This is a genomic window from Phaeovulum sp. W22_SRMD_FR3, assembly GCF_052113705.1.
Classification (GTDB): domain Bacteria; phylum Pseudomonadota; class Alphaproteobacteria; order Rhodobacterales; family Rhodobacteraceae; genus JBGQOG01.
The window spans coordinates 139,175-164,920 of sequence record NZ_JBGQOG010000002.1 but is presented as its reverse complement, the minus strand read 5'-3'; the positions used below and the strand labels follow the sequence as shown (position 1 = coordinate 164,920).

26 protein-coding genes are annotated in these 25,746 nt (G+C 65.2%); 13 read left to right on the top strand and 13 right to left on the bottom strand.

Annotated elements, in window-relative coordinates; all coding sequences use genetic code 11:
• Window positions 1-34: 34 nt before the first annotated feature.
• From ACEN2S_RS03065 to ACEN2S_RS03055, 3 genes are all read right to left on the bottom strand, one after another.
• Window positions 35-1,558 carry a heme biosynthesis protein HemY gene (locus ACEN2S_RS03065; protein ID WP_441862222.1) on the bottom strand — a complete coding sequence of 508 codons (1,524 nt, stop codon included), beginning with the start codon at window positions 1,556-1,558 and terminating at the stop codon, window positions 35-37.
• Window positions 1,559-1,568: 10 nt separating this feature from the next.
• Window positions 1,569-2,774, bottom strand: a complete 1,206-nt coding sequence (locus ACEN2S_RS03060) for a COG4223 family protein (RefSeq protein WP_441862219.1) — start codon at window positions 2,772-2,774, stop codon at window positions 1,569-1,571.
• A gap of 70 nt (window positions 2,775-2,844) precedes the next feature.
• Window positions 2,845-3,576 carry a uroporphyrinogen-III synthase gene (locus tag ACEN2S_RS03055; RefSeq protein WP_441862216.1) on the bottom strand — a complete coding sequence of 244 codons (732 nt, stop codon included), beginning with the start codon at window positions 3,574-3,576 and terminating at the stop codon, window positions 2,845-2,847.
• A 75-nt stretch (window positions 3,577-3,651) separates the two neighbouring features.
• On the opposite strand from ACEN2S_RS03055, the gene tsaD reads away from it, so the two are divergent.
• From tsaD to ACEN2S_RS03030, 5 genes are all read left to right on the top strand, one after another.
• The gene (gene tsaD / locus ACEN2S_RS03050; protein WP_441862213.1) at window positions 3,652-4,746 is read left to right on the top strand and encodes a tRNA (adenosine(37)-N6)-threonylcarbamoyltransferase complex transferase subunit TsaD; all 1,095 of its coding nucleotides are present in this window, start codon (window positions 3,652-3,654) and stop codon (window positions 4,744-4,746) included.
• Window positions 4,743-5,702 (top strand): NAD(P)H-dependent glycerol-3-phosphate dehydrogenase, encoded by a 960-nt coding sequence (locus ACEN2S_RS03045; protein WP_441862211.1) that lies wholly within the window; start codon window positions 4,743-4,745, stop codon window positions 5,700-5,702. Before tsaD ends, ACEN2S_RS03045 begins: the two co-directional genes overlap by 4 nt.
• 3 nt (window positions 5,703-5,705) lie before the next feature.
• Entirely contained in the window at window positions 5,706-5,975 is a 270-nt protein-coding gene (locus ACEN2S_RS03040; protein ID WP_441862208.1) for a YciI family protein, read from the top strand.
• Window positions 5,975-6,394, top strand: coding sequence for an EVE domain-containing protein (locus ACEN2S_RS03035; RefSeq protein WP_441862907.1), 420 nt, complete (start codon window positions 5,975-5,977; stop codon window positions 6,392-6,394). Before ACEN2S_RS03040 ends, ACEN2S_RS03035 begins: the two co-directional genes overlap by 1 nt.
• Before the next feature lie 289 nt (window positions 6,395-6,683).
• On the top strand, window positions 6,684-7,397 hold the full coding sequence (locus ACEN2S_RS03030) for a sirohydrochlorin chelatase (protein WP_441862206.1): 714 nt from the start codon (window positions 6,684-6,686) through the stop codon (window positions 7,395-7,397).
• Here the strand turns inward: ACEN2S_RS03030 and ACEN2S_RS03025 are convergent.
• Complete coding sequence (locus ACEN2S_RS03025; protein WP_441862204.1) at window positions 7,376-8,173, bottom strand: TIM barrel protein; 798 nt, start codon at window positions 8,171-8,173, stop codon at window positions 7,376-7,378. The two genes, ACEN2S_RS03030 and ACEN2S_RS03025, sit on opposite strands and share 22 nt — an antisense overlap.
• A 156-nt stretch (window positions 8,174-8,329) precedes the next feature.
• Here ACEN2S_RS03025 and ACEN2S_RS03020 point away from each other — a divergent pair, with 156 nt between their 5' ends.
• Complete coding sequence (locus tag ACEN2S_RS03020; RefSeq protein WP_441862201.1) at window positions 8,330-9,421, top strand: LacI family DNA-binding transcriptional regulator; 1,092 nt, start codon at window positions 8,330-8,332, stop codon at window positions 9,419-9,421.
• A 3-nt stretch (window positions 9,422-9,424) separates the two neighbouring features.
• Here the strand turns inward: ACEN2S_RS03020 and ACEN2S_RS03015 are convergent, their stop codons facing one another.
• The 3 genes from ACEN2S_RS03015 to ACEN2S_RS03005 form a co-directional block, all read right to left on the bottom strand.
• Complete coding sequence (locus ACEN2S_RS03015) at window positions 9,425-10,120, bottom strand: fumarylacetoacetate hydrolase family protein (RefSeq protein WP_441862198.1); 696 nt, start codon at window positions 10,118-10,120, stop codon at window positions 9,425-9,427.
• Window positions 10,117-11,004: a ribokinase gene (locus tag ACEN2S_RS03010; RefSeq protein ID WP_441862195.1), complete on the bottom strand. Its 888-nt coding sequence runs from the start codon at window positions 11,002-11,004 to the stop codon at window positions 10,117-10,119. The genes ACEN2S_RS03015 and ACEN2S_RS03010 overlap by 4 nt, the downstream gene beginning before the upstream one ends.
• 66 nt (window positions 11,005-11,070) lie before the next feature.
• Window positions 11,071-13,338 carry an NADP-dependent malic enzyme gene (locus ACEN2S_RS03005; RefSeq protein WP_441862193.1) on the bottom strand — a complete coding sequence of 756 codons (2,268 nt, stop codon included), beginning with the start codon at window positions 13,336-13,338 and terminating at the stop codon, window positions 11,071-11,073.
• 126 nt (window positions 13,339-13,464) lie between these two features.
• Between ACEN2S_RS03005 and mutS the strand changes: the two genes are divergently transcribed.
• Both mutS and gloA2 read left to right on the top strand, forming a co-directional pair.
• Window positions 13,465-16,113: a DNA mismatch repair protein MutS gene (mutS, locus tag ACEN2S_RS03000; protein ID WP_441862191.1), complete on the top strand. Its 2,649-nt coding sequence runs from the start codon at window positions 13,465-13,467 to the stop codon at window positions 16,111-16,113.
• Window positions 16,110-16,502, top strand: coding sequence for an SMU1112c/YaeR family gloxylase I-like metalloprotein (gene gloA2, locus ACEN2S_RS02995; protein ID WP_441862189.1), 393 nt, complete (start codon window positions 16,110-16,112; stop codon window positions 16,500-16,502). The genes mutS and gloA2 overlap by 4 nt, the downstream gene beginning before the upstream one ends.
• 51 nt (window positions 16,503-16,553) lie before the next feature.
• On the opposite strand, the gene ACEN2S_RS02990 is transcribed toward gloA2, so the two are convergent.
• On the bottom strand, window positions 16,554-17,096 hold the full coding sequence (locus ACEN2S_RS02990; protein ID WP_441862187.1) for a nucleotide exchange factor GrpE: 543 nt from the start codon (window positions 17,094-17,096) through the stop codon (window positions 16,554-16,556).
• 5 nt (window positions 17,097-17,101) lie between these two features.
• Window positions 17,102-18,166, bottom strand: coding sequence for a heat-inducible transcriptional repressor HrcA (hrcA, locus tag ACEN2S_RS02985; protein ID WP_441862185.1), 1,065 nt, complete (start codon window positions 18,164-18,166; stop codon window positions 17,102-17,104).
• Window positions 18,167-18,324: 158 nt separating this feature from the next.
• Between hrcA and rph the strand changes: the two genes are divergently transcribed.
• Genes rph through ACEN2S_RS02960 form a run of 5 tightly spaced genes read left to right on the top strand, consistent with a single transcriptional unit; the run spans window position 18,325 to window position 21,543 of the window.
• Window positions 18,325-19,035 carry a ribonuclease PH gene (rph, locus tag ACEN2S_RS02980; protein ID WP_441862182.1) on the top strand — a complete coding sequence of 237 codons (711 nt, stop codon included), beginning with the start codon at window positions 18,325-18,327 and terminating at the stop codon, window positions 19,033-19,035.
• The gene (rdgB, locus tag ACEN2S_RS02975; protein ID WP_441862179.1) at window positions 19,035-19,646 is read left to right on the top strand and encodes an RdgB/HAM1 family non-canonical purine NTP pyrophosphatase; all 612 of its coding nucleotides are present in this window, start codon (window positions 19,035-19,037) and stop codon (window positions 19,644-19,646) included. Before rph ends, rdgB begins: the two co-directional genes overlap by 1 nt.
• On the top strand, window positions 19,646-20,029 hold the full coding sequence (locus tag ACEN2S_RS02970) for a RidA family protein (protein WP_441862176.1): 384 nt from the start codon (window positions 19,646-19,648) through the stop codon (window positions 20,027-20,029). The genes rdgB and ACEN2S_RS02970 overlap by 1 nt, the downstream gene beginning before the upstream one ends.
• A 5-nt stretch (window positions 20,030-20,034) precedes the next feature.
• Window positions 20,035-21,189 (top strand): radical SAM family heme chaperone HemW, encoded by a 1,155-nt coding sequence (gene hemW / locus ACEN2S_RS02965; RefSeq protein ID WP_441862174.1) that lies wholly within the window; start codon window positions 20,035-20,037, stop codon window positions 21,187-21,189.
• Window positions 21,190-21,543: a YbaN family protein gene (locus ACEN2S_RS02960; RefSeq protein ID WP_441862171.1), complete on the top strand. Its 354-nt coding sequence runs from the start codon at window positions 21,190-21,192 to the stop codon at window positions 21,541-21,543.
• On the opposite strand, the gene ACEN2S_RS02955 is transcribed toward ACEN2S_RS02960, so the two are convergent.
• The 4 genes from ACEN2S_RS02955 to mnmG are packed head-to-tail and all read right to left on the bottom strand — an operon-like array spanning window position 21,544 to window position 25,742.
• Window positions 21,544-22,440, bottom strand: a complete 897-nt coding sequence (locus tag ACEN2S_RS02955; RefSeq protein WP_441862168.1) for a ParB/RepB/Spo0J family partition protein — start codon at window positions 22,438-22,440, stop codon at window positions 21,544-21,546.
• Window positions 22,437-23,261, bottom strand: a complete 825-nt coding sequence (locus ACEN2S_RS02950; RefSeq protein WP_441862165.1) for a ParA family protein — start codon at window positions 23,259-23,261, stop codon at window positions 22,437-22,439. The genes ACEN2S_RS02955 and ACEN2S_RS02950 overlap by 4 nt, the downstream gene beginning before the upstream one ends.
• Complete coding sequence (gene rsmG / locus ACEN2S_RS02945) at window positions 23,254-23,880, bottom strand: 16S rRNA (guanine(527)-N(7))-methyltransferase RsmG (RefSeq protein WP_441862163.1); 627 nt, start codon at window positions 23,878-23,880, stop codon at window positions 23,254-23,256. The genes ACEN2S_RS02950 and rsmG overlap by 8 nt, the downstream gene beginning before the upstream one ends.
• Window positions 23,880-25,742, bottom strand: coding sequence for a tRNA uridine-5-carboxymethylaminomethyl(34) synthesis enzyme MnmG (gene mnmG / locus ACEN2S_RS02940; protein ID WP_441862160.1), 1,863 nt, complete (start codon window positions 25,740-25,742; stop codon window positions 23,880-23,882). Before mnmG ends, rsmG begins: the two co-directional genes overlap by 1 nt.
• Window positions 25,743-25,746: the final 4 nt, after the last annotated feature.

Sequence of the window (25,746 nt, the reverse complement as noted above, 5' to 3'; positions counted from 1 at the left end):
TGCGATTAGCACGCACCGCGCGGGATGTGTAGCCCTATTTTTTCGGTTCTTGTCCGCGCGCCATCGCGACGGACACCGGCACCGCCAAAGGATCCACGGTTTCCGCCTCCGGGATCTCGGTGAAATCCATGCCCAGATCCTCATTCGTCTCCGGATGCGTCACGGATTCGGCCACAAAAGCCGGTTTTCCCACGATCAGCGGCAGCATTTCCGCGCCATTACCCAAGGGCACCCCGCCCTGCGGCGGCTCGCGCCAGCTCAGCGTGTCAAAGCCACCGCAATTGTCGCAGACCGGGCCCCATTCGGCCTGAATGTTCTGGCATTTGTCGCAGCACCATTGCGGGCCCCGGCTCGCGGTCAGCGCCCGCGCCAGCCAGCCGCGCACCACCGCATCATCGGCGCCCTCGCCCCGCTCGATCGCAGCCATGATGGTCAGGCCCCGCGCGGTCGGATGCACCTCATGCAGATCGCCCAGCGCGCGGCGCGCGGCGGGGAAATCTTCGGCGGCAATGTTCAGCTCGGCGCTCAGCAGGCGGCTTTCCTCGGCCTTCGGCTGCCGCGCGATCAACACCTCAAAGCGCTTGAGACGTTCAGCCGGCGTCTCTTCCGGCGCGATGGCGGCAAAGGCGGCCGCCAGATCAGGATGCGGCTGCGCCTCCCAGGCCTTCAAGAGCACCCGGGTGGCATATTTCGGCTTATCCGCCGCAATATAGCTCTCGGCGGCCATGACCGCGGCGGGAATCAGATCGGGCGAGGCTTTGTTGGCGGCAATCGCCGCTTCCCGCGCCTCGATGCTCGAGCCTTCGTCGATCACCACCTTGGCCTCTTGCAGTGCCAGCACCGCATCGCGCCGCTTGGCCACATCGCGCGGCAAGAGACCCTGTTTCGCCTTGGCACCGATGGTGGCGCGCGCGCCTTTCCAGTCGCCACTCTCGGCCTGCAGTTTCAGCAGGACGTTCTGCACTTCCTCATGCCGCGGCTTCAGCGCCCAGGCCTTTTCCGCCAGCTTCAGCGCCGTCGCCGTGTCGCCCTCATCCAGCTTTTGCTTCATCAGCCCGCGCACGCCCACAAACCGCGTGCGGTCATCCGCCAAGAGCCGTTTGTAGATCGTGGCCGCCCGCTTGCCATCGCCCGCAAGCTCCGCCGCCTGCGCCGACAATAGATTGGTCAGCTCCGGCCGGCCCAGATATTTCTCGGCCCGCGCCGCCTTGGATTGCGCCACCTTGCCCTCGCCCGAGGCGATCGCCATCATCCCTTCGGCCAGCGCCTCATAGCCCTTACGCTCGCGGTTGCGGTCGAAATAGCGGCTGACGGCGGTGTCATCCCCGTTGAGAAAGCGCAAAAACGCCACCAGAAGCCCCAACGCCTTGAGCACGATCCAAAGTGCCGCCATCGCGACAATTGCCGCGATCACCGCCTGCAGGGGGCCAAAGCTGTATTCCGTGCCCGCCACGACCAGACGGATGCCGGTGCCCATATCGGCCACATGCATCGCCCCCAGCGTCAGCGCCGCCACCAAAACCAGAAACAGCGCGATTTTCACGAATGACCAGATCATCGCCGCCCCCTCACTTCAGACCGGCAGAGAGCGCGCCCAGCGCATCCCCCGCCGCCTGATAGGCCTTGGCATCCGACACCCAGGCCGACAATTCCGCCTGCGCCGCCTCGGGCAGTGCCGCAATCTCGGTCAGCGCCGTCGCCACATCGCCGCTCTGCACCGCCGCCTCGGCGCGCGAGAGCACCGCATCCGGATCGCTGCCCTCCTGCGGGCTGAGCGAACGCGCGCCGGTCTGCGCCATGAAAAACGCCCCCAGCCGCTCCAGCGTGCCGCTGCCCGCGGTCTCACGCCGCGCCACGGCCAGCGCCTGCCGCGCCGGTTCCGCGAATGAGGCACGCAGCTCGATCAGGCTGGGCACCGGACCCGACAAAGCGGCGGGCAGTTCAATCCCCGCCTCGGCCAGATCGGCCTTGGCACTCTCGGCCGGTGCCCCGGTCTCAAGTGAGGCCCGCAGATGCGACAGCGCCGCCTGTGCCAGCGCCCGCTTGGCCGCCGCCTGGCTTTCCGCCTGCAAATCCTGCGCCTGTTTTTCCGCCGCCGCGATCCGTTCCGAGGCCGCCTCTGCCGCCGCGGCAATCTGCTCTTGCGCCGCCCCCGCGCCGGAGCCGTCCACAATCATCTGCCGCAACTGCGCAATCTCAGCCTCCATCGCGCTCATATCCTGCGCGGGGGCCGCAATGGCCTCGGCAGGCGGCGCGGCTTCCAAAGCGCTGATCCTTTCCTCCAACGGCGTCAGATCAACTGCAGGTGCTGGCTTGGCCGCCGCCGAAAGCTTTTGGGTCAGCTGCGCAATTTCGGCTTTTTGCGCCGCGAGTTCTGCCTCCAGCGGTGCGATATCCACCGCGGGCGCAACCGGCGGCAACCATTCGGGCGGCAGTTGCGGCAAAAGATAAATCGTTGCGCCCGCGCCCAGCGCCGCGGCGCAAACGCCCCCCAGTACCATGCCCAGAAACCCGCCCCGGCGCGCCGGAACGGCTTTCGCCGCCGATGCCTGAGACGCGGCCTTGCTGCGGGACGCCTCCGGTGCGGCCACTTTCGGCGCCTCGGGAATCACCGGTTCCGCCGCAGCATCCGGTTTTGCGGCATCCTGAGACATCGCCGTTTCCGCCTTCATATCCTCCGAAACGGGCGATTCCGGCGCTTTTTCCATGCCATCCGGGCGGGTTTCAGCGGTTTCATCGGTTTCATCGGTTTTCGGGGGAATTGGCTGGGTCACAGGATGTCCTTCCACTGGCGCCGCGCGGCAGAGCGCTTTGAAATCAATCTAGTCCGCCCGCCCACTGGTCTCAAGTCGGGTGGTCCGCATCCGGCGCCTCTGCGGCAATCAGTACCGCCAGCGCCTCCAACATCGCCCCTGCATCCGGTGTCGCCGCACCGACCTGCCGGGCGGCCCGCAAGGGTGCCGCTGCCCCACGCACCGCCGGGCTCATTGCCGCCAGCCAGAGTGGGGCGCGGCGGATCGGGCAGGCCTTTTGCAGCAGCTCCGCCGAGCGGGGCGAGAACAGCGGCAGCAGCACCGGCGCCTCTCCGGCCAACACGTCGGTCAGCGCCGCGGGTGCGGGCACAGCGATCTGGTCATAAATCACCACCGAAAGCGTCTCTATTCCGGCGGAATTCAGCGCCAGGGCCAGATCCTGCGCCACATGCCGCCCCTGTGCATGCAGCAAAGGGCCGTCAACCGCATCCGCCGCGCGGATCGCCGCGACAAGGCCCTGTGCATCGCCGGGGCCCTGCCGCACGGCAAATCCCGCCGCCGATGCCGCCGCCGCCGTGCGTGCGCCCACACACCAGGCCAAGGATGGGCGCGGCGCGGCAGCGGGCCAGAAGCGCACCGCATTTTCCGAGGTGAAGATCACCGCTGCTGCCGGGGGGATCTCCGCCGGAACCGGCACAATCTGCATCAGGGGCGCGATCAGCACCGGCCAATCTTCCCCGAATCGCCCGGCAAAGGCCGCCGCGAACCGGCGCGAGGCCGCCTCCGGACGGGTCAGTAGCAAAACCGGGCGCGGATCGGCCATCGCTTCCCCCCTGAGGATTGTGTGAAACCTTCCCCGGTGTTACCTGCGACGGGGAACCCTCGCAACCGGCAGAGCATGACACAGACCCTGACCCTCCTCGGTATTGAATCGAGCTGCGATGACACCGCCGCCGCCGTGGTCCGGCTGAACGGTGCACATGGAACGGTGCTCGCCTCCATCGTCGCGGGGCAGACCGCGCTGCACGCGCCCTTTGGTGGCGTGGTGCCGGAACTGGCCGCCCGTGCCCATGCCGAAAAGCTGGACCTCTGTGTAGAAGAGGCGCTGGCCGCCGCCGGGCTGAGCCTGCGCGATCTGGATGGCGTGGCGGTGACCGCCGGGCCGGGGCTGATCGGCGGCGTCCTTTCCGGTGTGATGTGCGCCAAGGGGATCGCGGCGGGGGCCGGATTGCCGCTGATCGGCGTCAACCATCTGGCAGGCCATGCGCTGACGCCGCGGCTGACCGACGGGCTGAGCTTTCCCTATCTGATGCTGCTGGTCTCGGGCGGGCATTGCCAGTTCCTGATCGTCAAAAGCCCCGAAGATTTCACCCGCCTGGGCGGCACCATCGACGATGCCCCGGGCGAAGCCTTTGACAAAACAGCAAAACTGCTGGCCCTACCACAGCCAGGCGGCCCCTCGGTCGAGGCCGAGGCGCAGCGCGGCTCCGAAAAAGCCTTCCGCTTTCCGCGCCCTTTGCTGGACCGGCCCGGCTGCGACATGTCCTTCTCCGGGCTGAAAACCGCGCTGTTGCGGGCGCGGGATGCGGTGGTGGCCGAGCATGGCGGGTTGCCGCAGCAGATCCGCGCCGATCTTTGCGCCGGGTTTCAGGCGGCGGTTGTCGCGGTTCTGGCCGAGAAATCACGCCGCGCTTTGGCAGAATACATGGCGCTTGGCCCTGCCGAACCCGCCTTTGCCGTGGCGGGGGGCGTTGCCGCCAACAAGGCCATTCGGGCCGCATTAGAGACGGTTTCTGTGGAAATGGGCGCGCGGTTTCTGGCCCCACCGCTGGGTCTGTGCACCGACAATGCCGCAATGATCGCCTGGGCGGGGATTGAGCGGTTCCGCAGCGGCGCGCGTGATGACATGACGCTGTCCGCACGTCCCCGCTGGCCGCTGGACAAAACCGCGCAGCCCATGCTCGGTGCCGGGAAAAAGGGAGCCAAGGCATGAGCATCGCGATTCTGGGTGCAGGCGCCTTTGGCACCGCGCTCGCCGTCACCCTCTCCCGCCAAACCCCGGTGATCCTCTGGGCGCGCGACGCCGAACAGGCGCAGCGGATGCAGAGCGGGCGCGAGAACCGCCGCCTGCCCGGCGTGACCCTGCCCGAAAACGTCACTGTTACAGCTGAAATGGCGGATATTTCGGCAGCCGAAGTGGTCTTGCTCGGCGTGCCGATGCAGCAACTCGCGGGGTTTCTGGCGCAGCATACCGCGCAGCTTGACGGCAAGATCCTGGTCGCCTGTTGCAAAGGCATCGACCTTGCCACCGGCAATGGCCCCTCCGCCCTGATTGCCGATGCCTGCCCCGCGGCAGTGCCCGCCGTGCTGACCGGCCCGAGCTTTGCCGCCGACATCGCCCGCGGCCTGCCCACCGCGCTGACGCTGGCCTGCGCCGATCCCGAGGTCGGGCCGCGGCTGCAGAGCCTGCTTTCCACCCCCGTATTGCGGCTCTATCTCAGCACCGATCTTCGCGGGGCCGAACTGGGCGGCGCATTGAAAAACGTCGTCGCCATCGCGGCGGGCGTGGTGATGGGCGCGGGCTTGGGTGACAGTGCGCGCGCCGCGCTGATGACCCGGGGTTTTGCCGAGATGATGCGCGCGGCCACCCTCTGGGGGGCGCAGGCGGAGACGCTCTCGGGCCTCTCGGGTCTGGGCGATCTGGTGCTGACCTGCGGCTCGGACCAGTCGCGCAATTTCCGCTATGGCCATGCGCTCGGCGCCGGCCAAGCCTTTGACACCACCACCACGGTGGAGGGTGCCGCCACCGCCCGCGCGCTCGTGCCGCTGATCGCGCGGCATGGGCTGGATCTGCCCGTCTCGCAGATGGTCGCCGCCCTTGTGGATGGCAAGATCACCGTTGAAAATGCCGTTACCGCGCTGCTCGCGCGGCCGCTGAAACAGGAGTAACCCATGCTTTTCGCCGTCATCTGCCGTGACAAACCCGGCCATCTGCAAACCCGCCTCGACACCCGCGCCGCGCATCTGGCCTATATCGAGGCGACCGGCATCGTGAAAATGGCCGGGCCGTTCCTGGAAGCCGGGCAGATGTGCGGCTCGCTCGTTGTGGTGGAGGCCAATGATCTGGCCGGGGCCGAAGCCTGGGCCGCAGGTGATCCCTATGCCGCAGCGGGCCTTTTCGAGAGTGTCTCGGTCACCGAATGGAAAAAGGTGATCGGCTGATGGCGAAATGGCTGTTCAAATCCGAGCCGGATGTCTGGGGCTGGGACGCGCAGGTCGCCAAGGGCGCGGTCGGTGAGGAATGGGGCGGCGTGCGCAACTACCTCGCGCGCAACAACATGCGCGCCATGCAGATCGGCGATCAGGGGTTTTTCTACCACTCCAATATCGGCAAGGAAGTGGTGGGCATCGTCGAGGTCTGCGCGCTCTCGCATCCCGACAGCACCACCGAGGATCCGCGCTGGGATTGTGTCGACATCCGCGCGGTGCGGCCGCTGAAAGTGCCGGTCACACTGGCGCAGGTGAAAGCCGACCCGCGGCTGAGCCAGATGGCCCTCGTCACCTCGATGCGCCTCTCGGTGCAGCCGGTGACGGAAGAAGAATGGAAGATCGTTTGCGAGCTGGGCGGCATCGAGCCCTGAGGCGACGCCGCCACGCAAAATATCCCCCGTCAAAAAACGGAGGGTCCCGGCACCCCTACCAGGACCCTCCACCACCCCACGTGCTCCCCTAACGCACCACACGTGAACTAAATTCGGGTTCTGGCCGTCCTGGCCGGATGTGTTCTGTATGCGGGAAGTTCTGAGTCGGGGCAAGAAAATGCTCTGTAAAATACGACACGAATTCATAGGCTTGCCGGTAATACTCGCTTAACACTTGCCGCCCGGCCCGCGCGGACCACATTCAGAGGCGCGCTTGCAGGAGAGAGATATGCCCGACGCCCTGATCATCGCCCACGGAGCCCCGGCCGACCCCGAACCGCAGGAGCGGCACCTGCAAGCCTTGGCACAATCGGTTGCCGCACAGCTGCCCGGCTGGCGCGTGCGGGGCGCGACGCTGGCCGCCGAGGGGGCATTGGCGGCCGCGCTGGAGGGGCTGCAACGCCCGGTGATCTATCCGTTTTTCATGGCCGAGGGCTGGTTCACCGGCACGCATCTGCCGAAACGTCTGGCCGAAGCAGGTGCGGTAAACGCGCGGCAGGTGGCGCCCTTTGGCGTTGATCCGGCTTTGCCCGATCTGATGGCGATTGTGGCCGAAAACGCCGCCAAGGCAGCTGGCATCCCGCCGCAGGCGAGCACGCTCCTCCTCGCCGCGCATGGCTCGAAAGTGTCGAAAACCTCGACCCGCTCCACCTATGACATGGCCGAGGCTTTGCGGCAGCGCACGGGCTTTGCCCGCATCCTCTGCGGCTTTATCGAAGAGGCACCGTTTCTGGCCGAGGCGGCGCGCGATCTGACACCGGCGATCTGTCTGCCGTTTTTCGCCCTGCGGGCCGGGCATGTGGCGGGCGACCTGCCCGAGGCGCTGGAGGAAGCAGGCTTTACCGGACCGCTTCTGCCCGCGATTGGCGAGCACCCGGAGGTGCCCGCCCTGATTGCTGCCGCGCTTTTGCGGGCAGAGGCTCAGACGCCCGCGGCGATGTAATCCATCGAGGCGCGCAGCGCGGCTTCTGGGTCCGCCAGCGCATGCACTTCGCTGGCGAAGGGCTCAAAGCTGCAGGGTCCGTCGTAGCCCGCCGCCAGCAAGGCTTTGATCTGGCTAACGTTATCCAGACGGTCCGCTGCATCCACCAGCACGCGGTGACTGTCGCGCATGTCGGGCACGGTGACGGCGGCATCAGTGACGCCCGAGATATGGATCAGCCCGGTCAGCTCCGGGAATGTCGCCGCTTCGCCCGCCAGATGGTGGTGGAACGTGTCATGCACCAGTTTGAAGACGCCACGCCCGTCCACCGCATCAATCGCCGCCACCGCTTCGGATTTGTTGCGCAGGCTGCAGAATTCAAAGCCCAAAGGCTCGACCAAGCCGATCAGCCCGCGCGCGGTCAGAATCGGCTTCAGCGCCGCGAGGGCTTCGACCAATTTATCCTGATCCGCCGCCGTACCATCGCAGACCGGCACCAGCACCAGCGCCCTGCAGCCGCAGGCCTGCGCGTAATCGGCAAGCGCGGTCGCCTCCGCTGCACGCACCGGCCCCCAATCGTTGAAACGCTGCTGCGCGTTGATCGTGTAAATCGTGACGCCTGCCGCCGCGGCCGCCGCTTTCACCGTGGCCGCCGGGGTGCCGTCCAGAATCGCATTCCCGTCGAGATCATTGCGGATTTCCACCTCGCGCATCCCGAGACGACCGGCCAGCGCAAAGAAATCCGTCACCGACAGCTGCGGCGTCGTCATGTGATTCAGGGCAAAGCGCAGGCTCATCAAAACACCTTTCGGGCGGTTTCGCGCGGGCGTCTGCCCGCGACATCAGGGAAATTGCCGCAGCCTCCACGCCGCGATGGCACGAGCATAGCGCGGGGTCGCTGCGGCAGCTTGTCCGGGCTTGACGAAAACCCCTCAAAGCCGCAGCTTCGCGCGATGGAAGAGGAAACCGCCCCCCCGCAAACCGCCGTGGCCCCGCACAAGGCCGCTACACCCCGTCGCAAACGCAGCCCGCGCCTCGATGAGATCGCGGCGGCGGCGGGCGTCAGTCTGGCCACGGTGGACCGGGTGCTGAATGAGCGTGACAGCGTCTCGGAAACCGCCCGCGCCAAAGTGGTTGCGGCGGCGCAAGCGCTGGGTGTGCGGCGGCTTTTGCCCGATGCCCGGCGGCAGATCGTGCATCTGGACATTCTGATGCCCCGCAATGAAACACCGTTCTTCCGGCGGTTGACGGCGGCATTGCGGGACGCGGCGGCAATGCTCGACCGCGGGATCACCGTTCACCGCCGTACTCTGCCCGAAGGCAATACCGCCGAGATGATCCGGGCGCTGGAAAGCCCCGCCTATCCGCGCGCGGGGGTGATTTTTGCCGCCCCGGACGAGCCTGCGGTGCGCGCCGCCATCGCCAAGGCGCAGGCGCGGGGCGAAAAGCTGGTGAGCATCGTCACCGATCTGCCCGGAATCGCGGGGCTGGATTACCGGGGGCCGGACAATCTGCAAGCGGGGGCCACGGCAGGCTTTCTGCTCGGGCGGCTGACGCCGCAACCGGGGCGGGTGCTCTTGCTGTCCTCGCGCGCCGATTACCGCTCGCATCAGGATCGCGTCGCGGGGTTTCGCGGGGTGATCGCGCGCAATTTCCCGCATCTGACGGTGGAAACGCTTGATACCGATACCCGCGACGACCCGGAGCGCTGCCTGCGGGCGGTGAAGGCGGCACTGACGCGTGGGCCGGTGGCGGCGCTCTACAACACCGGTGCGGGCTCGGCGGGCATTCATCAGGCGCTGCGGCCATTGGCCCAGCGCCCGGTCTGGGTGACGCATGAGGTGTCCGACGACCATGTCGCGCTGCTCAAACGCGGCGCGATGGATATTGTGATTGACCAGAACCCTGACGGTCAGGCGATGGCGGCGCTGCAAACCCTGCTGCACCGCTGCGGCTTGCTGGAAAACGGCCCGGCAGAGGCCGAGACCGAGCTGCGCATCTACACGCCGGAAAACCTGCCCCGGCGCAGTTATGCGCCGGGTTAGAGACTATTCTGCCGCCGAAAGGGTCAGGGAGACGGTTTCCAGCCCGGCGATCTCGCCCCGGATCTGATCGCCCGCGACCACCGCGCCCACACCCGCAGGCGTGCCGGTATAGATCAGATCGCCCGGCTGCAGATGATAGAGCGTCGAGAGATGGCAGAGGATCTCGGGCACAGGCCAGACCATGTCCGAGATTTTGCCCGCCTGACGCGGCGCGCCATTGACCGAAAGGGTGATCGGCTGATCGCCGGGGGTCCAATCTTGGGCCGGGGTCAGCGCGGTGATCACCGCTGCGTTTTCGAAATCCTTGCCGGTGTCCCAGGGCCGCCGCTTGTCCTTGGCCGCCGCCTGCAGATCGCGGCGGGTCATGTCGAGCCCCGAGGCATAGCCATAGACCGCCGCCATCGCCACCTCGGGCGTGGCGCGGAACAGCGGGGCCTTCAGCGCCACCACCAGCTCCATCTCATGGTGGAAATCCTGCGTGCCGGGCGGATAGGGCACCGCGCTGCCGCTGGCCACCAGAGCATGCGCCGATTTGGTGAAGTAGAACGGCGCTTCGCGGTCCACCTCATTGCCCATCTCGGCGGCATGTTCGGCGTAATTCCGGCCGACGCAAAAGATGCGCCGCACCGGAAAGAGGCCGCTTTGCCCCAAAACCGGCACCGTGGGCTGTTCGGGTGCTGTGATCACATGGTTCGTCATGCCTGCTCCTGGGTCGCCAAAAATGCCTCAACCTCCACCCGTACCGGGATCGCCTCGGCGGCACCGGCCCGGGTGACTTTCACCGCCGCCGCCGCTGCGGCGAGGCGCAAAGCCTCTTGCGGGGAGGCGCCGGAATCGCGGGCGGCGACGAAATAGCCCGCGAAAGTGTCACCGGCGGCGGTGGTGTCCACCGGTTTCACGGGAAACGACGGCTGGAACAGCCGGGTGCCCGCCGCCAGATCATACCAATCCGCGCCCTCTGCCCCCCGGGTCACCAGCACCTCGGCCACCGGCAGCGCCTCCAGCGTGATGCCCAAAGCGGCGGTCAGCTGCTCGGCCTCCACCGCGTTCAGCGCCAGCGTGGTGACATAGGGCAGAACCGCCCGCACCGCCTCGGCGTCAAAGGGCGCGGCGGAATAGACCACCCGCAGGCCATTTGCCTGCGCCAGCTGCGCCGCCTCGACCTGATAGGCGGTTTCATTTTGCAACATCAGCGTATCGCCTGCCGCGGCATGACACAGCGCCGTTGCCACCGCCGCGAAGTCAAAGTCACGGTTGGCACCGGGGAAGAGCACAATGACATTCTCCGCCCGCGCATCGACGCTGATGATCGCATGGCCCGTGGGCGTCTCGCCCACCGCCACCGCATCGCAGCCGACGCCAAAGCTGCGCAGCCGATCCAGCGTCCACAGACCATCGCGCCCGATTGCCCCCAGATGCTGCACAAAGGCGCCGCCCCGCGCGGCGGCCACCGATTGGTTGGCCCCTTTGCCACCCAGCCCCACCGCGTAGCTTTCGGCGGCCAGCGTCTCACCCGGTTCGGGCAGATGCGGCAAACGATACACATGGTCGATGTTCACCGACCCCAAATTCCAGATGGCCATGCTCTGTCCTTGCCCCTGCCTGGTTTGCGCACCGGGGGCCACCGCCCCCGGCGCCTGCTTTGCCCGTTACTTGTCCTGACCCAAACGGCAGGCGGCAATCGCCGCCATGTTCAGGATGTCGTTCACCGTGGAGACGGTCGAGCAGATCTGGATCGGTTTCGCCACCCCGGTCAGGATCGGGCCAATGACGGTCGCACCGGCCATTTCCTGCAAGAGCTTGACCGAGATCGAGGCCGAATGCCGCGCCGGCACCACCAGCACATTGGCCGGCGCGGTCAGGCGGCAGAAGGGATAATGCGCCATCTGCTCCATGTTCAGCGCCACATCCACGGTCATTTCGCCTTCATATTCAAAGTCGACTCCGCGCCGGTCGAGGACTTTCGCCGCCTCATACATCTTCGTCGCCCGCTCCGAGACCGGATAGCCGAAGGTCGAGAACGACAGGAACGCCACCCGCGGCTCGAGCCCAAGGCCGCGTGCCACCTGCGCGCCCCGTTCGGCAATATCGGCCAGATCGTTCTCGTCCGGCCATTCGCGCACGAGGGTATCGCCGATCAGCACGATCCGCCCTTTGAGCAACACAGCCGTGATCCCCACCGCGCCATCGGCGGGCTTGGCATCAAACACCTTGTTGATCAGTTCCAGCACATGCGCCGATTTGCGGGTGGCCCCGGTGATCAGCCCGTCGCCATGCCCATGTTGCAGCATCAGCGCCGCAAAGACATGCCGGTCGCGGTTGGCCAGCTGCGCCACCTCATGCCGGTCCACCCCCTGCCGCTGCAGACGCGCATAGAGGAAATCCTTGTAGGTCTCGAGATGCGGCGTGTTGGCTGCGTTCACCACCTCCAGCTCGCGCACCGCATCGCCAAGGCCCGCGGCCTCCAGCTTTTCCTTCACATCGGCTTCGCGGCCCACGACAATGGATTTGCCCTGACCCGAGCGCTGAAACGCCACCGCGGCGCGCAGCACGCGGGCGTCATCGCCCTCGGCAAAGATCATCCGCGATTGCGCCTGACGCGCCCGCGCATGAATGCCCTGCAGGATCGAGGCGGTCGGGTCCATCCGTGCCTTGAGGCTGTGGGCATAGGCCTCCATGTCGATGATCGGGCGGCGGGCGACGCCGGTATCCATCCCGGCCTTGGCCACGGCGGGCGGGATCACATAGATCAGCCGGGGATCAAAGGGGGTCGGAATGATGTAATCGCGGCCAAAGGTCAGCTTGCGACCATAGGCAAGGCCCACCTCATCCGGCACATCCTCGCGCGCGAGTTTCGCCAGCGCCTCGGCACAGGCGATTTTCATCGCATCGTTGATCGCGCGGGCATGAATGTCCAGCGCACCGCGGAAGAGATAGGGAAAGCCCAGCACGTTGTTCACCTGGTTCGGATAATCCGACCGCCCGGTGGCGACGATGGCATCTTCGCGCACGGCATGCGCCTCTTCCGGGGTGATTTCCGGGTCCGGGTTGGCCATGGCGAAAATCACCGGGTTCGGCGCCATCGAGGCCACCATCGCCGGGGTCACCGCGCCCTTGGCCGACACGCCGAGGAAGACATCGGCCCCCAGCATCGCCTCCTCCAGCGTCCGCGCATCGGTGCGCGCGGCATGGGCGGATTTCCACTGGTTCATCCCCTCGGTGCGGCCCTGATAGATCACACCCTTGGTGTCGCACATGATGCAATTGTCATGTTTCGCGCCCATCGCCTTGATCAGCTCCAGACAGGCGATCCCCGCCGCCCCGGCGCCATTCAGCACGATCCGGCAGTCCTCAATCTTTTTGCCCGAGATTTCGAGCGCGTTGATCAGCCCTGCCGCGCAGATCACCGCGGTGCCATGCTGATCGTCATGGAACACCGGGATGTCCATGATTTCCTTCAGCCGCTGCTCGATGATGAAACATTCCGGCGCCTTGATATCCTCAAGGTTGATGCCGCCAAAGGTCGGCCCCATCAGGCTGACCGCCTGAATGATCTTCTCCGGGTCTTCGGTGTCCAGCTCGATATCGATCGCATTCACATCGGCAAAGCGTTTGAAGAGCACGGCCTTGCCCTCCATCACCGGCTTGGAGGCCAGGGCCCCCAGATTGCCCATGCCCAGAATGGCGGTGCCGTTCGAGATCACCGCGACCATGTTGCCCTTGACGGTATAATCATAGGCGGTCTCGGGGTGATCGGCGATCGCCTGTACCGGCACGGCCACGCCGGGGCTGTAGGCCAGGCTCAGATCGCGCTGGGTCGCCATCGGGGTGGTCGCCATAATCTCATATTTCCCGGGCTTGGGATCGAGATGATAGGCAAGCGCCTCTTCCGGCGTGATACGGTTTTTGGTGGACATTGGGGCCATTTCCTCCTGCAAGCCCCGAAGTCATAACGCCCCGCTTCCATTGTCTCAATGCAATTGCGCCCCCCTTCCCCCGGCCGCCCCGGTTTTGTAGGGTCACGCTCAATCGCAGGGGGAAGCATGTCCGAACCGACCGTCACGCCGATGATGGCGCAATATATGGAAATTCGCGCCGCCAATCCGGGGGCCCTGCTGTTCTACCGGATGGGCGACTTTTACGAGATGTTCTTTGAGGATGCGGTGGCCGCCAGCGCCGCGCTCGACATTGCGCTGACCAAACGCGGGATGCATCTGGGCGAAGAGATCCCGATGTGCGGCGTGCCGGTGCATGCGGCCGAGGGCTATTTGCTGAACCTGATCCGCAAGGGCTTTCGCGTGGCGATTGCCGAGCAGCTGGAAGATCCGGCCGAGGCGAAAAAACGCGGGTCGAAATCCGTGGTGAAACGCGATGTGGTGCGGCTGGTCACCCCCGGCACGCTGACTGAGGAAAGCCTGCTCGAGGCGCGGCGGCACAATTTCCTGGCCGCCTGGGCCGAGCTGCGCGATGAGGCGGCGCTGGCTTGGGTGGATATTTCCACCGGCGAATTCCGGGTGATGCCCTGCCCCCTGGTGCGGCTGGCGCCCGAGCTGGCGCGGCTGGCGCCCCGCGAAGTGCTGGTGCCCGATGCCAAAGAGCGAGAGCTGGCCGAGATTGTCACGGATACCCGCGCGGCGATGACACCTTTGGCGCGGGCGAGTTTCGACAGCCAGAGCGCCGAAGGGCGGCTCTGTGATCTCTTCAAGGTCGGCACGTTGGAGGCCTTTGGCACATTCACCCGGGCTGAGATTTCGGCGATGGGGGCGATTGTCGATTACCTCGACATGACCCAGCGCGGGAAACTGCCGCTCTTGCGCGCGCCTTTGCGGGAAAACGCCGGTGAGGCGGTGCAGATCGACGCCGCCACCCGCCGCAATCTGGAACTGACGCAGGCGCTGTCGGGCGGGCGCGAAGGCTCGCTGCTGGCGGCGATTGACAGGACGGTCACTGCTGGCGGCGCGCGGCTTCTGGAGCGCCGGATCTCGGCCCCGTCGCGCGAATTGGCGCAGATCCGCGAGCGCCACACCGGCGTGCGTTTTTTGCTGGAACAGAGCCGCTTTTCAGAAGATCTGCGCACCGCCCTGCGCCGCTGCCCGGACATGGACCGCGCGCTGTCGCGTCTGGCGCTTGACCGGGGCGGCCCGCGCGATATGGCCGCGATCCGCGCCGGGCTGACCCAGGCGGAAGCGATTGCCGCCGCCCTCGGCGCCTCTGAGGCGCCACGGTTGTTGACCCGCGCCGCGACGGCACTGGTTGGGCATGAAGACCTTATTGCCTATCTCGATGCTGCCCTGATCGCCGAACCGCCGCTCTTGGCACGGGATGGTGGCTTTATCGCCAGCGGCTATGACGCCGAACTCGACGAGACCCGCGCGCTCCGTGACGAGGGGCGCGGCGTCATTGCCCGCATGCAGCAAGAGTACATCGAACAGACCGGAATCAACGCGCTGAAGATCAAGCACAACAATGTGCTGGGCTATTTCATCGAAACCACTGCCACCCACGCCGAGCGGATGCTGGCACCGCCGCTGAATGAGACCTTCATTCACCGCCAAACCACCGCCAATCAGGTGCGCTTCACCACCCTGCCGCTCTCCGAGATGGAAACCCGGATTCTGAATGCCGGGAACCATGCGCTCGAGATCGAAAAACGTCTCTATTCCAGCCTGAGAGAGGCGATTCTGGCCCATGCCGGGCCGATCGGGGATGCCGCGCGGGCGCTGGCCGAGATCGACCTCGCCGCCGCCTTTGCCGATATCGCCGCAGCTGAAGACTGGGCGGAGCCGCTGATCGACGACAGTCGCGCGCTGGAGATCGAGGCGGGGCGGCATCCGGTGGTGGAACTGGCGCTGAAACGCGCGGGCGAGCCCTTTGTTGCCAATGATTGCGGGCTGACTTCGGGCGATACCCCGGCGATCTGGTTGCTGACCGGTCCGAACATGGCGGGTAAATCCACCTTTCTGCGGCAAAACGCGATCATTGCGCTCTTGGCGCAGGCGGGGAGTTTTGTCCCCGCCCGCCGGGCGCATATCGGCCTGGTCAGTCAGTTGTTCAGCCGGGTCGGCGCGGCGGATGATCTGGCGCGTGGCCGCTCGACCTTTATGGTCGAGATGGTCGAGACCGCCGCCATCCTCAATCAGGCCGATGACCGCGCGCTGGTGATCCTGGATGAGATCGGCCGCGGCACCGCGACCTATGACGGCCTTTCCATTGCCTGGGCGGTGCTGGAGCATCTGCACGACAGCAACCGCTGTCGCGCGCTTTTTGCCACGCATTACCATGAGATGACCGCTTTGTCGGCCAAGCTGCCGGGGGTCGAAAACGCCACCGTCAGCGTCAAGGAATGGGAAGGCGAGGTGATCTTTCTGCATGAGGTGAAGAAGGGCGCGGCGGACCGCTCTTACGGCGTGCAGGTGGCGCGTCTGGCCGGGCTGCCGCAATCGGTGGTCGAGCGCGCCAAACTGGTGCTGGAGACGCTGGAAACGGGGGACCGCGAGTCCGGGCGCAAACAGACCATGCTCGACGATCTGCCGCTGTTCCGGCTGGCCCCGCCGCCCGCGCCGGCAGCGCCCAAGGCCGATCCGGTGGCGGCAGAACTGGCCGAGAGACTGGCCAGCATCCATCCGGATGAGCTCTCTCCGCGTGAGGCTTTGGCCGCGCTATATGAGCTGAAGGCGTTGCAGGCCAAATGACCCTGCTCCGCCTGCATCACGCGGCGATCATCGCGGCCGACTACGCGGCCTCGCGCGATTTTTACACCCGGATTCTCGGCCTGCGCATTCTGGCCGAGACGCATCGGGCGGCACGCGACAGCTGGAAGCTGGATCTGGCCCTGCCCGATGGCAGCCAGATCGAGCTGTTTTCCTTTCCCAACCCGCCGGCCCGCCCCAGCCGCCCCGAAGCCTGCGGCCTGCGGCATCTGGCCTTTGCGGTGACGGATCTCGACAGTTGGGTCACCCGGCTGGACGGGCTGGGCGTGACGGTTGAACCGGTCCGGGTGGATGAACTTACCGGCGCGCGTTTCACCTTCTTCGCCGATCCTGACGGTCTGCCGCTGGAGCTTTACGAAACCCACGCATGAAAAAGGGGGCCCGAAGGCCCCCAGATCCCGCACGGTTTCCCGTGAAACAGCTCAGCTTTTCGGGGTCGAAGAGACGCCCACCTGCGCCGCCCGCAAGAGACGGTCGTGCAGCATGAACCCCTCGGCCATCACCTGAATGATGTCGCCCGCCTTGGTGCCCGGCACCGGCGCTTCAAACATCGCCTCATGCTCTTTCGGATTGAATGTATCGCCCACCTGCGGCGCCAGCATCTGCAACCCATGCTTGGAAAACACATTGGTCAGCTCGCGCAGGGTCAGCTCAACCCCCTCGATCAGCGCCGTGGCGGCGGTGCGCTGCTCCTCGCCGACAGCGTCGAGCGCCCGGCGCAATGCGTCATACACCGGCAGCAAATCGCGCGCCAATTTCGAGCCGCCGTATTGCTCGGCCTCACGCCGCTCGCGGTCCGCGCGTTTGCGCAGATTCTCGGTATCCGCCAAAGACCGCATGAAACGGTCCTTCAGCTCATCCCGCTCGGCCCGCAGCGCGTCCATTTCGTCATACATCGCGGCCTCGGCCTCAATGTCGAACTGCGCCTGTTCCTCGGCGATTTCGTCTTTTTTCATGTCGCTCATGCGTCTTACCCCTTGCCGCGGCCGGAGAGCATTCGCCCCACCAGCTGCGCTGTATAGTCCACGATCGGAACGATCCGTCCGTAGTTGAGCCGTGTGGGTCCGATGACCCCTACAGCCCCGATGATCTTCCGGTCCGCGTTCATATAGGGAGAGACCACCAGAGAGGAACCCGAAAGTGAAAAAAGCTTGTTCTCGGAGCCAATGAAAATGCGCACCCCCTCGCCCGCCTCGGTCAAATCGAGGAATTCGGCGATATCCCGCTTGCGCTCCAGGTCGTCGAACAGGCTGCGCACCCGTTCCAGATCCTCGGCCTCGCCCTCGATCAGGTTGGACTGGCCGCGCACGATCAGCCGCTCCTGCCGCTCGCCGGGGGCCTCCCAGACCGCGAGGCCGCTTTCCACCATCTCACGCGCCAGCACATCGAGTTCCTGCCGCCGGACGCTGATCTCGCGGGTGATATGCGCGCGCAGCTCGGACAGGGTGCGCCCCTCGGCCAAAGCGTTGAGGAAATTCCCCGCCTCGCGCATCGACGAGGGCGTTTGACCGAGCGGCGGCGTGAACACGCGGTTTTCCACCTGACCATCGGCAAAGACCAGCACCACCAGCGCCCGGTCCGGCCCGAGGCTGACAAATTCGATATGGCGGATCGGCGCCTCATGCTTCGGCGTCAGCACCAGACTGGCGCCGCGGGTGATCCCCGAGAGCGCCGCCCCCACCCGGTCGAGCAGGCCACTCACCTCCGGCTCATTCGCGCCCGCACTCGCGTCAATGCGCGCACGGTCGTCGGCAGCGAGTTCGCCCACCTCCATCAGCCCGTCCACGAACATCCGCAGCCCCAGCTGCGTCGGGATGCGGCCTGCCGAAACATGCGGGCTGTCGAGAAGCCCCATATATTCCAGATCCTGCATCACATTGCGGATGGTGGCGGCGCTGACCTTCTCGCTCATGCTGCGGGTCAGCGTGCGCGAGCCCACCGGATCGCCACTGTCAAGATAGCCCTCAACCACCCGCCGAAACACTTCGCGCGAGCGGTCATTCAGATCTTGCAGCACTTTGCTTGCGTCATTCATCGCCCTATCTCCATCCAAGGAGTTAAGGTCTGCAGGGCCTCCGCGTCAATGCGCCACCGCACTTCGCACGACACCACACCAAGACCGGGCCCAACAAGGGTTGCATCGCCGCGAATCCCGCCTGTAATTGGCCCAAACACTGGGAAAGGACCCTGACCATGCGCCCCTCTGGCCGTAAGCTGAACGAAATGCGCCCGATCACCATCGAAACCGGGGTGACGAAACATGCAGAAGGCTCGTGCCTGATCAAAGTGGGCGACACCCATGTGCTCTGCACCGCCACGATCGAGGACCGCGCGCCCTCCTTCCTCAAGGGCACCGGGCTGGGCTGGGTAACGGCGGAATACGGCATGCTTCCGCGCGCCACCAACAGCCGCAACCGCCGCGAAGCCGCGATGGGCAAGCAATCGGGCCGCACGCAGGAGATCCAGCGGCTGATCGGCCGGGCGTTGCGCGCGGGCGTTGACCGTTCGGCCCTGGGCGAGCGGCAGATCGTCATCGACTGCGACGTGATTCAGGCCGATGGCGGCACCCGCTGCGCCTCGATCACCGGCGGTTGGGTGGCGCTGCGTCTGGCGGTGAACAAACTCATGAAGGCCGGGCTGATCACCTCTGACCCGCTGATCGACCATATCGCGGCGGTCTCCTGCGGCATCTATGCCGGGCAAACCATCCTCGACCTCGACTACCCCGAGGATTCGGAAGCCGGCACCGATGGCAATTTCATCCTGACCGGGCGCAACCGTCTGGTGGAAGTGCAGATGTCGGCCGAGGGCGCCAGCTTCTCGCGCGAGGAAATGAACCAGCTCCTCGATCTGGCCGAAGCGGGCATCGCCGAGCTGGTCGCCGCGCAGAAGGCGGCCATCTGATGCGGCGGTTCACCGGGAAAAAACTGCTGATCGCCACCCATAACGCGGGCAAGCTCGAAGAGATGTCAGAGCTGCTGGCCCCCTTCGGCATCACCTGCGTGGGCGCCGCGGAATTGAACCTGCCCGAGCCGGAGGAGACCGAGAGCACCTTTATCGGTAATGCGCGGATCAAGGCGCATGCGGCGGCCAAGGCCACCGGCCTGCCCGCCCTCGCCGATGACAGCGGGATCGAGGTCGACGCGCTGGACGGCGCGCCGGGGGTTTATACTGCCGATTGGTCCTTTACCCCGCAGGGGCGCGATTTCGTGCAGGCGATGACCCGCACCTGGACCGAGTTGGAAGCGGCGAGCGCCCCCTATCCGCGCACCGCCCGCTTCCGCTCAACCCTCGTCCTCGCCTGGCCCGATGGCCATGACGAAGTCTTCGAAGGCAAGGTGGAGGGGCAATGCGTCTGGCCGATGCGCGGCAGCATGGGGCATGGCTATGACCCGATGTTCCAGCCCGAGGGCTATGCGATCACCTTTGGCGAGATGTCGCATGAGGAAAAGAACCGCATCAGCCACCGCGCCGATGCTTTTGCCAAACTGATCCCCTGTTTTGAGGCTGAATGATGACTGAAGCGATCCTGATTTCAGGCGGTTCCGCCTTTGAAGCGACGATGGGCTATTCCCGCGCGGTGGTGAAAGGGCCCTGGTGCTTCGTCTCCGGCGTCACCGGCTATGACTACGCCACGATGGAGATGCCCGTGAGCATCGCCGATCAGGCGCGCAACTGCTTTGCCACCATCCGCGCCGCGCTGGAAAAGGGCGGCTTTGCGATGGAGGATATCGTGCGCGTGCAATACACCGTGACCGATGCCGCGCTGGTGCCCGAACTGGTGCCCGCCTTGGGCGAGGCGCTGAGCGTGATCCGCCCCGCCGCCACCATGGTCATCGCCGGGCTGATCAAGCCGGAGATGCTGGTGGAGATTGAAGTCACCGCGTTCAAGGGATGATGCAGATGGAGGATTGGCGGAACGGCGGCTTCGGGCTTTACCTGCATTGGCCGTTCTGCGCCTCCAAATGCCCCTATTGCGATTTCAACAGTCATGTCTCGGCGGAAATCGACCAAAACCGCTGGATGAGAGCCTATCTGAGCGAGATTGAGCGGGTCGGCGCCGAGACGAAAGACCGGGTTCTGAACACGGTCTTCTTCGGCGGCGGCACGCCCTCGCTGATGGACCCGGAGCTGGTGCAGGCGATCCTCGACAAGATCCGCGCCACCTGGCCCCAGGCGAATGATGTTGAGGTGACGCTGGAGGCCAACCCCTCCAGCATCGAGGCCGGACGGTTCCGCGCCTATGGAGAAGCGGGGGTCAACCGCATCTCGATGGGGATGCAGGCGCTGAACGACGCTGATCTGAAACGGCTGGGCCGCCTGCATTCCCTGGCCGAGGGCCGCGCCGCCTTTGACATCGCCCGCAACACCTTTGACCGCGTCAGCTTTGACCTGATCTACGCCCGCCAAAACCAGACCCTTTCCGACTGGCGGTCTGAATTGACCGAGGCCTTGTCGATGGCGGTCGATCACTTCTCGCTCTACCAGCTGACCATCGAGGACGGCACCGCCTTTGGCGCCCGCCACGCCGCCGGTGGCCTGAAAGGCATGCCCGAAGATGATGATGCCGCCGACATGTATCTGCTGACGCAAGAGCTCTGCGCGGCGGCCGGCTTGCCCGCCTATGAAGTCTCTAACCATGCCAAAACCGGATCGGAGAGCCGTCATAACCTGATCTATTGGCGCTATGGCGATTATGCCGGGATCGGCCCCGGCGCGCATGGCCGTCTGACGCTGAACGGCAACCGTTGGGCGACGGACACACCGAAAGCCCCCCTCGCCTGGCTGCGGCAGGTCGAGACTCAGGGCCATGGCGAGGCCCCGCGCGAAGCGGTGCCCCTGAAGGATCAGGCGGCGGAATATCTGATGATGGGGCTGCGCCTGTCCGAAGGGCTGGACCGGCCCCGCTATGAGGCACTGGCGGGCGCGCCCCTCTCGCCACGCGCTTTAGGGGAATTGCAGGATTTGGGGATGATACTGGTGGATGCGGAACGGATCAGAGCCACGGCGGATGGGCGCGCCGTGCTGAATGCCGTGATCCGGGAGTTGATGCTGTAGATGCGCATTTTGTGGCTGGCGGCGGGTCTTTTCTGGCTGGGGTTCGGGATCGTCGGCGCCTTCCTGCCGCTGATCCCCACCGTGGGCCCGATGCTGCTGGCCGCCTTCTGCTTCTCGCGCTCCTCCGAGCGGCTGCATCACTGGATCCTCACGCATCCGCAATTCGGCCCGCCGATCATCGCCTGGAATGAACATGGCACCATCAGCCGTCGGGCAAAAAAATGGGCCACCGTCTCGATGACGATGGCCTTGGGTCTGAGCCTGATTCTGGGTCTGCGGCCGCTGATTCTGGCGGTTCAGGGCAGCGTGCTCTGCGCGGTTGCCCTGTTTCTCTGGACCCGGCCGGAAGGCTGATCAGTTGCCGCCCGAGAGCAGTTGGCACAGCTTGTCCAACTGATCGAGATCGCGGTAGCTGATCGTCAACGTGCCGCCATCCTCTCCCTTGTGGTCGATATTGACGTTCATACCAAGGTTAGCGGAAAGATCACCTTCTAGTGCCCGCGTATCCGCATCCTTCTCAGTGCTGCGGTTATTGGTGCGCACATTGCCCTTGGCCCCACCCGGCACCTTCTTCGCCAGCGCCTCGGTTTCGCGCACCGACAGGCCCTTTTCAATCACCTCCCGCGCCAACGCCACCGGATCCACCGAGGTGATCAAGGCCCGCGCATGGCCGGCCGTCAGCAGACCTTCGCGCAACCAGGTCAGCACCTCCGGCGGCAGCTGCAGCAGCCGCATCAGGTTCGCAATATGGCTGCGGCTTTTCGACAGAGCTTCGGCCAGACGCTCTTGCGTATGGCCAAACCGCTCCATCAGCTGCCGATAGCCCATTGCCTCTTCCACCGGGTTCAGATCGGCCCGCTGGATGTTCTCGATGATCGCCACTTCGAGCACTTCGGTGTCGGAAAACTCGCGGACGATCACCGGCAATTCGTGCAGTTGCGCCATCTGCGCCGCCCGCCAGCGGCGTTCCCCGGCAACAATCTCGTAGAAATCATCCTTGCTCGGATGCTTCCGCACGATCAGCGGCTGAATCACGCCCTTTTCGCGGATCGAGGCGGCCAGTTCATTCAGCGAATCCGGCGTGAAATCCCGCCGCGGCTGATCCGGATTCGGCGCGATCTGCTCCACCGGCACCCGCATTTCAGCGCGCCGCGGCGCGGCTTCCTCACCCGCAGGCGCCATATTCACATCCGCCATCAGCGCCGAAAGGCCCCGGCCCAGCCCGCGGCGTTCAAATTTCTTGTCGCTCATCCTGCAATCCTTTCGCGATTGGACTGTGCATAGCGCGACAGGAGTTCCTGTGCCAGCGCGCGATAGGCCACCGAGCCCTTGGACGACGGATCATAGGTCAACACCGGCATCGCATAAGACGGTGCTTCGGACACCCGAACATTGCGCGGAATCATCGTCCGGCAGACAACTTCGCCCAAGGTCGCGCGGGCGTCCGCCTCAACCTGTTGTGAGAGATTGTTGCGAACATCATACATGGTGAGGACAACGCCCTCGATTCGCAGGTTGCGGTTCGCGGTTTGCCGCACTTCTCGGATCGTCAGCATCAGTTGCGACAGCCCTTCCAGCGCGAAAAACTCGGCCTGCAACGGCACGAGCACGGCATCCGACGCCACCATCGCATTGACCGTCAACAGGCTGAGCGAGGGCGGGCAATCGATCAGTACATAGTCAAAGCCAAAGCTCTGCATCGCCACCTGGCGCAAAGCGTCATGCAGCAAGAAGCTGCGCTTTTCATTGGCAACCAGCTCCATATCCGCCGAAGACAGATCGGCGTTTGCCGGGCAGAGCCAGACATTGGGCACCGCAGTGGCGACGATCACCTTTTCCAGCGGCGCATCATCGATCAGCAGATCATAGGTGGTGAAGCGTCGATCGGCGGGTTCCACCCCGAAACCGGTCGAGGCATTGCCCTGCGGATCCAGATCCACCAGCAAAACCCGCAGATCAAGCTCGGCCAGAGCCGCCGCGAGGTTGATCGCCGTCGTGGTTTTCCCCACCCCACCCTTTTGGTTCGCGATGGAGATGATACGCGGTGCGGCGGTGCGCGACAGATCAGACACGAGAGACTCCTTGAATTTTCAGGATGACCGCTTCGGGGTCCGTTACGCTGGGCTGCTCTTCGAGCGCGAATGACCAGATCTTGCGCGCCTCGTCCAGTTCGGTTTTCCAGGCGCTGCCCTTGGGAAAAACCGCAATGCCCGTGCCGGCCAAATGCATCTCGGCAAAGGCCAACAGTTGCGGCAGCGCGGCAAGCGCCCGCGCGCTCAGCACATCTGCAGCCAGCGGCGGCACTGCCTCAATGCGCTCGGCCAGCACCCTCGCCGTCACGCCCGTCTCACGCAGCACGGTCGAGAGGAAGGTCGCCTTCCGGCGATCGCTTTCCACCAAAGTGACCTGCAAATTGGGCGCGGTTTCCGCAGCGAGAATAGCAATGACCAGCCCCGGAAAACCGCCCCCACTGCCAAGATCCGCCCAATGTCGGGCGCCTTGCGGCAAGAGCGCGAACACCTGCGCCGAATCCAGCATGTGCCGCGACCACAATGTGCTCAGCGTGGATTTTGACACCAGATTGATCGCCGGGTTCCATTTCTCCAGCAGCTCCGCATACCGGATCAGCTTGTCGAGTGTTTCACGTGAAACATTCATCTGCCCGAAAGCAGCCTCAGCCTGTGCCAGCATCATGCGATCTTTGCCTTCGCGGCCTGACGCAGGCGCGCCAGGATCAGCGTCAGGGCCGCCGGAGTCATCCCCTCGACACGCGCCGCCTGCCCCAGCGAGACCGGGCGGGTTCTGGTCAGCTTCAACCGCAGTTCCGTTGACAGGCCCTGAAGCGTGTCAAAGGCGAAATCCGCCGGAATCTCAATGCTCTCATCACGTTGGATGGCGGCAGCATCGCGGCTCTGACGGTCAATATAGTTGGCATAGAGCGCGTCACAGCCCAGCTGCGTCAGGATCTCATCCGAGATCTCATCCAACGCCGGTGCCGCTGCTTTCAGCGCCTCAAGCGTGATGTCCGGGAAAGACATCAGCTCAAAAGCCGAGCGGCGGGTGCCGTCATTGTTCACCTTGATCCCGGCGGCCAAGGCCTCTTTCGGCGTGAAGGTCACGGCCTCCAGAATGGCACGGCCCGCAATCAACTGCTCCATCTTCTGCTCAAAAGCGACAGCGCGCGCCGGGGAGACAATTCCCAGATCGAGCCCCATCGGCGTCAGACGCTGGTCGGCATTATCCGCCCGCAGCGACAGGCGGAACTCCGCGCGTGAGGTGAACATGCGATAGGGTTCGGTCACACCACGGGTGATCAGATCGTCGATCATCACCCCGATATAGCTGTTGGTGCGGCTGAAGCTTACAACATCTCGGCCCAGAGTCGCATGCGCCGCATTCAAACCCGCCGCCAGCCCCTGCGCCGCCGCCTCCTCATACCCCGTCGTGCCGTTGATCTGCCCGGCCAGATACAGACCCGGCACGTCGCGCAACTCCAGCGTCGGCTTCAACGCGCGCGGATCGACATAGTCGTACTCGATCGCATAGGCTGGCTGCAAAATGGTGACATTCTCCAGGCCCAGAATAGACCGGACATAGGCCTCCTGCACGTCCAGCGGCAGCGAGGACGAAATCCCGTTCGGATAGATCGTGGGATCGTCCAGCCCCTCAGGCTCCAGAAACACCTGATGCGAGGTTTTGTCGGCGAAGCGCACCACTTTGTCTTCGATGGAGGGGCAATAGCGCGGCCCCACCCCTTCGATATGGCCGCCGTACATCGCCGAGCGGCCGAGATTGGCACGGATCACGTCATGCGTCCGCTCATTCGTGTGGGTAATGCCGCAGGCGATTTGTTTCACCAGCGGCCTGCGGTTCATGAAGGAGAACATCACCGGGTCATCATCGCCCGGCTGGCTGTCCAGCACATCCCAATTGATCGTCCGGCCATCGAGGCGCGGCGGCGTGCCGGTTTTCAGCCGCCCAAGCGGCAGACCAAAACTGTCCATGCGTTGCGCCAGCGCGATCGAGGGTTTATCCCCCATCCGCCCACCCGGCTGCTGTTGATCGCCGATATGGATGATGCCGCGCAGGAAGGTGCCCGAAGTCAGGACCACCGCGCCCGCGCGAATCTCGGATCCATCCGCCAAAGCGACGCCCGAGACCCGACCTTCCTGCATCAGAAAATCCGCAGCCTCGCCCTCGATGATCTCAAGGTTGGGCTGCGCTTCGGTCATCGCCAGCATCGATTGCCGGTAGAGTTTGCGGTCGGATTGCGCGCGGGGGCCCTGCACCGCCGGACCCTTGCGCCGGTTCAACAACCGGAACTGGATCCCGGCGGCATCTGCAGCGCGTCCCATAACCCCATCCAGCGCATCAATTTCACGCACCAGATGGCCCTTGCCCAGGCCGCCAATCGCCGGGTTGCAGGACATCACGCCAATGCCATCGCGGCGCAGCGTAACCAAGGCCGTGCGCGCGCCGGTACGCGCCGCAGCATGTGCCGCTTCGGTTCCGGCATGCCCGCCGCCCACCACGATGACGTCAAAATGTTTCACGTGA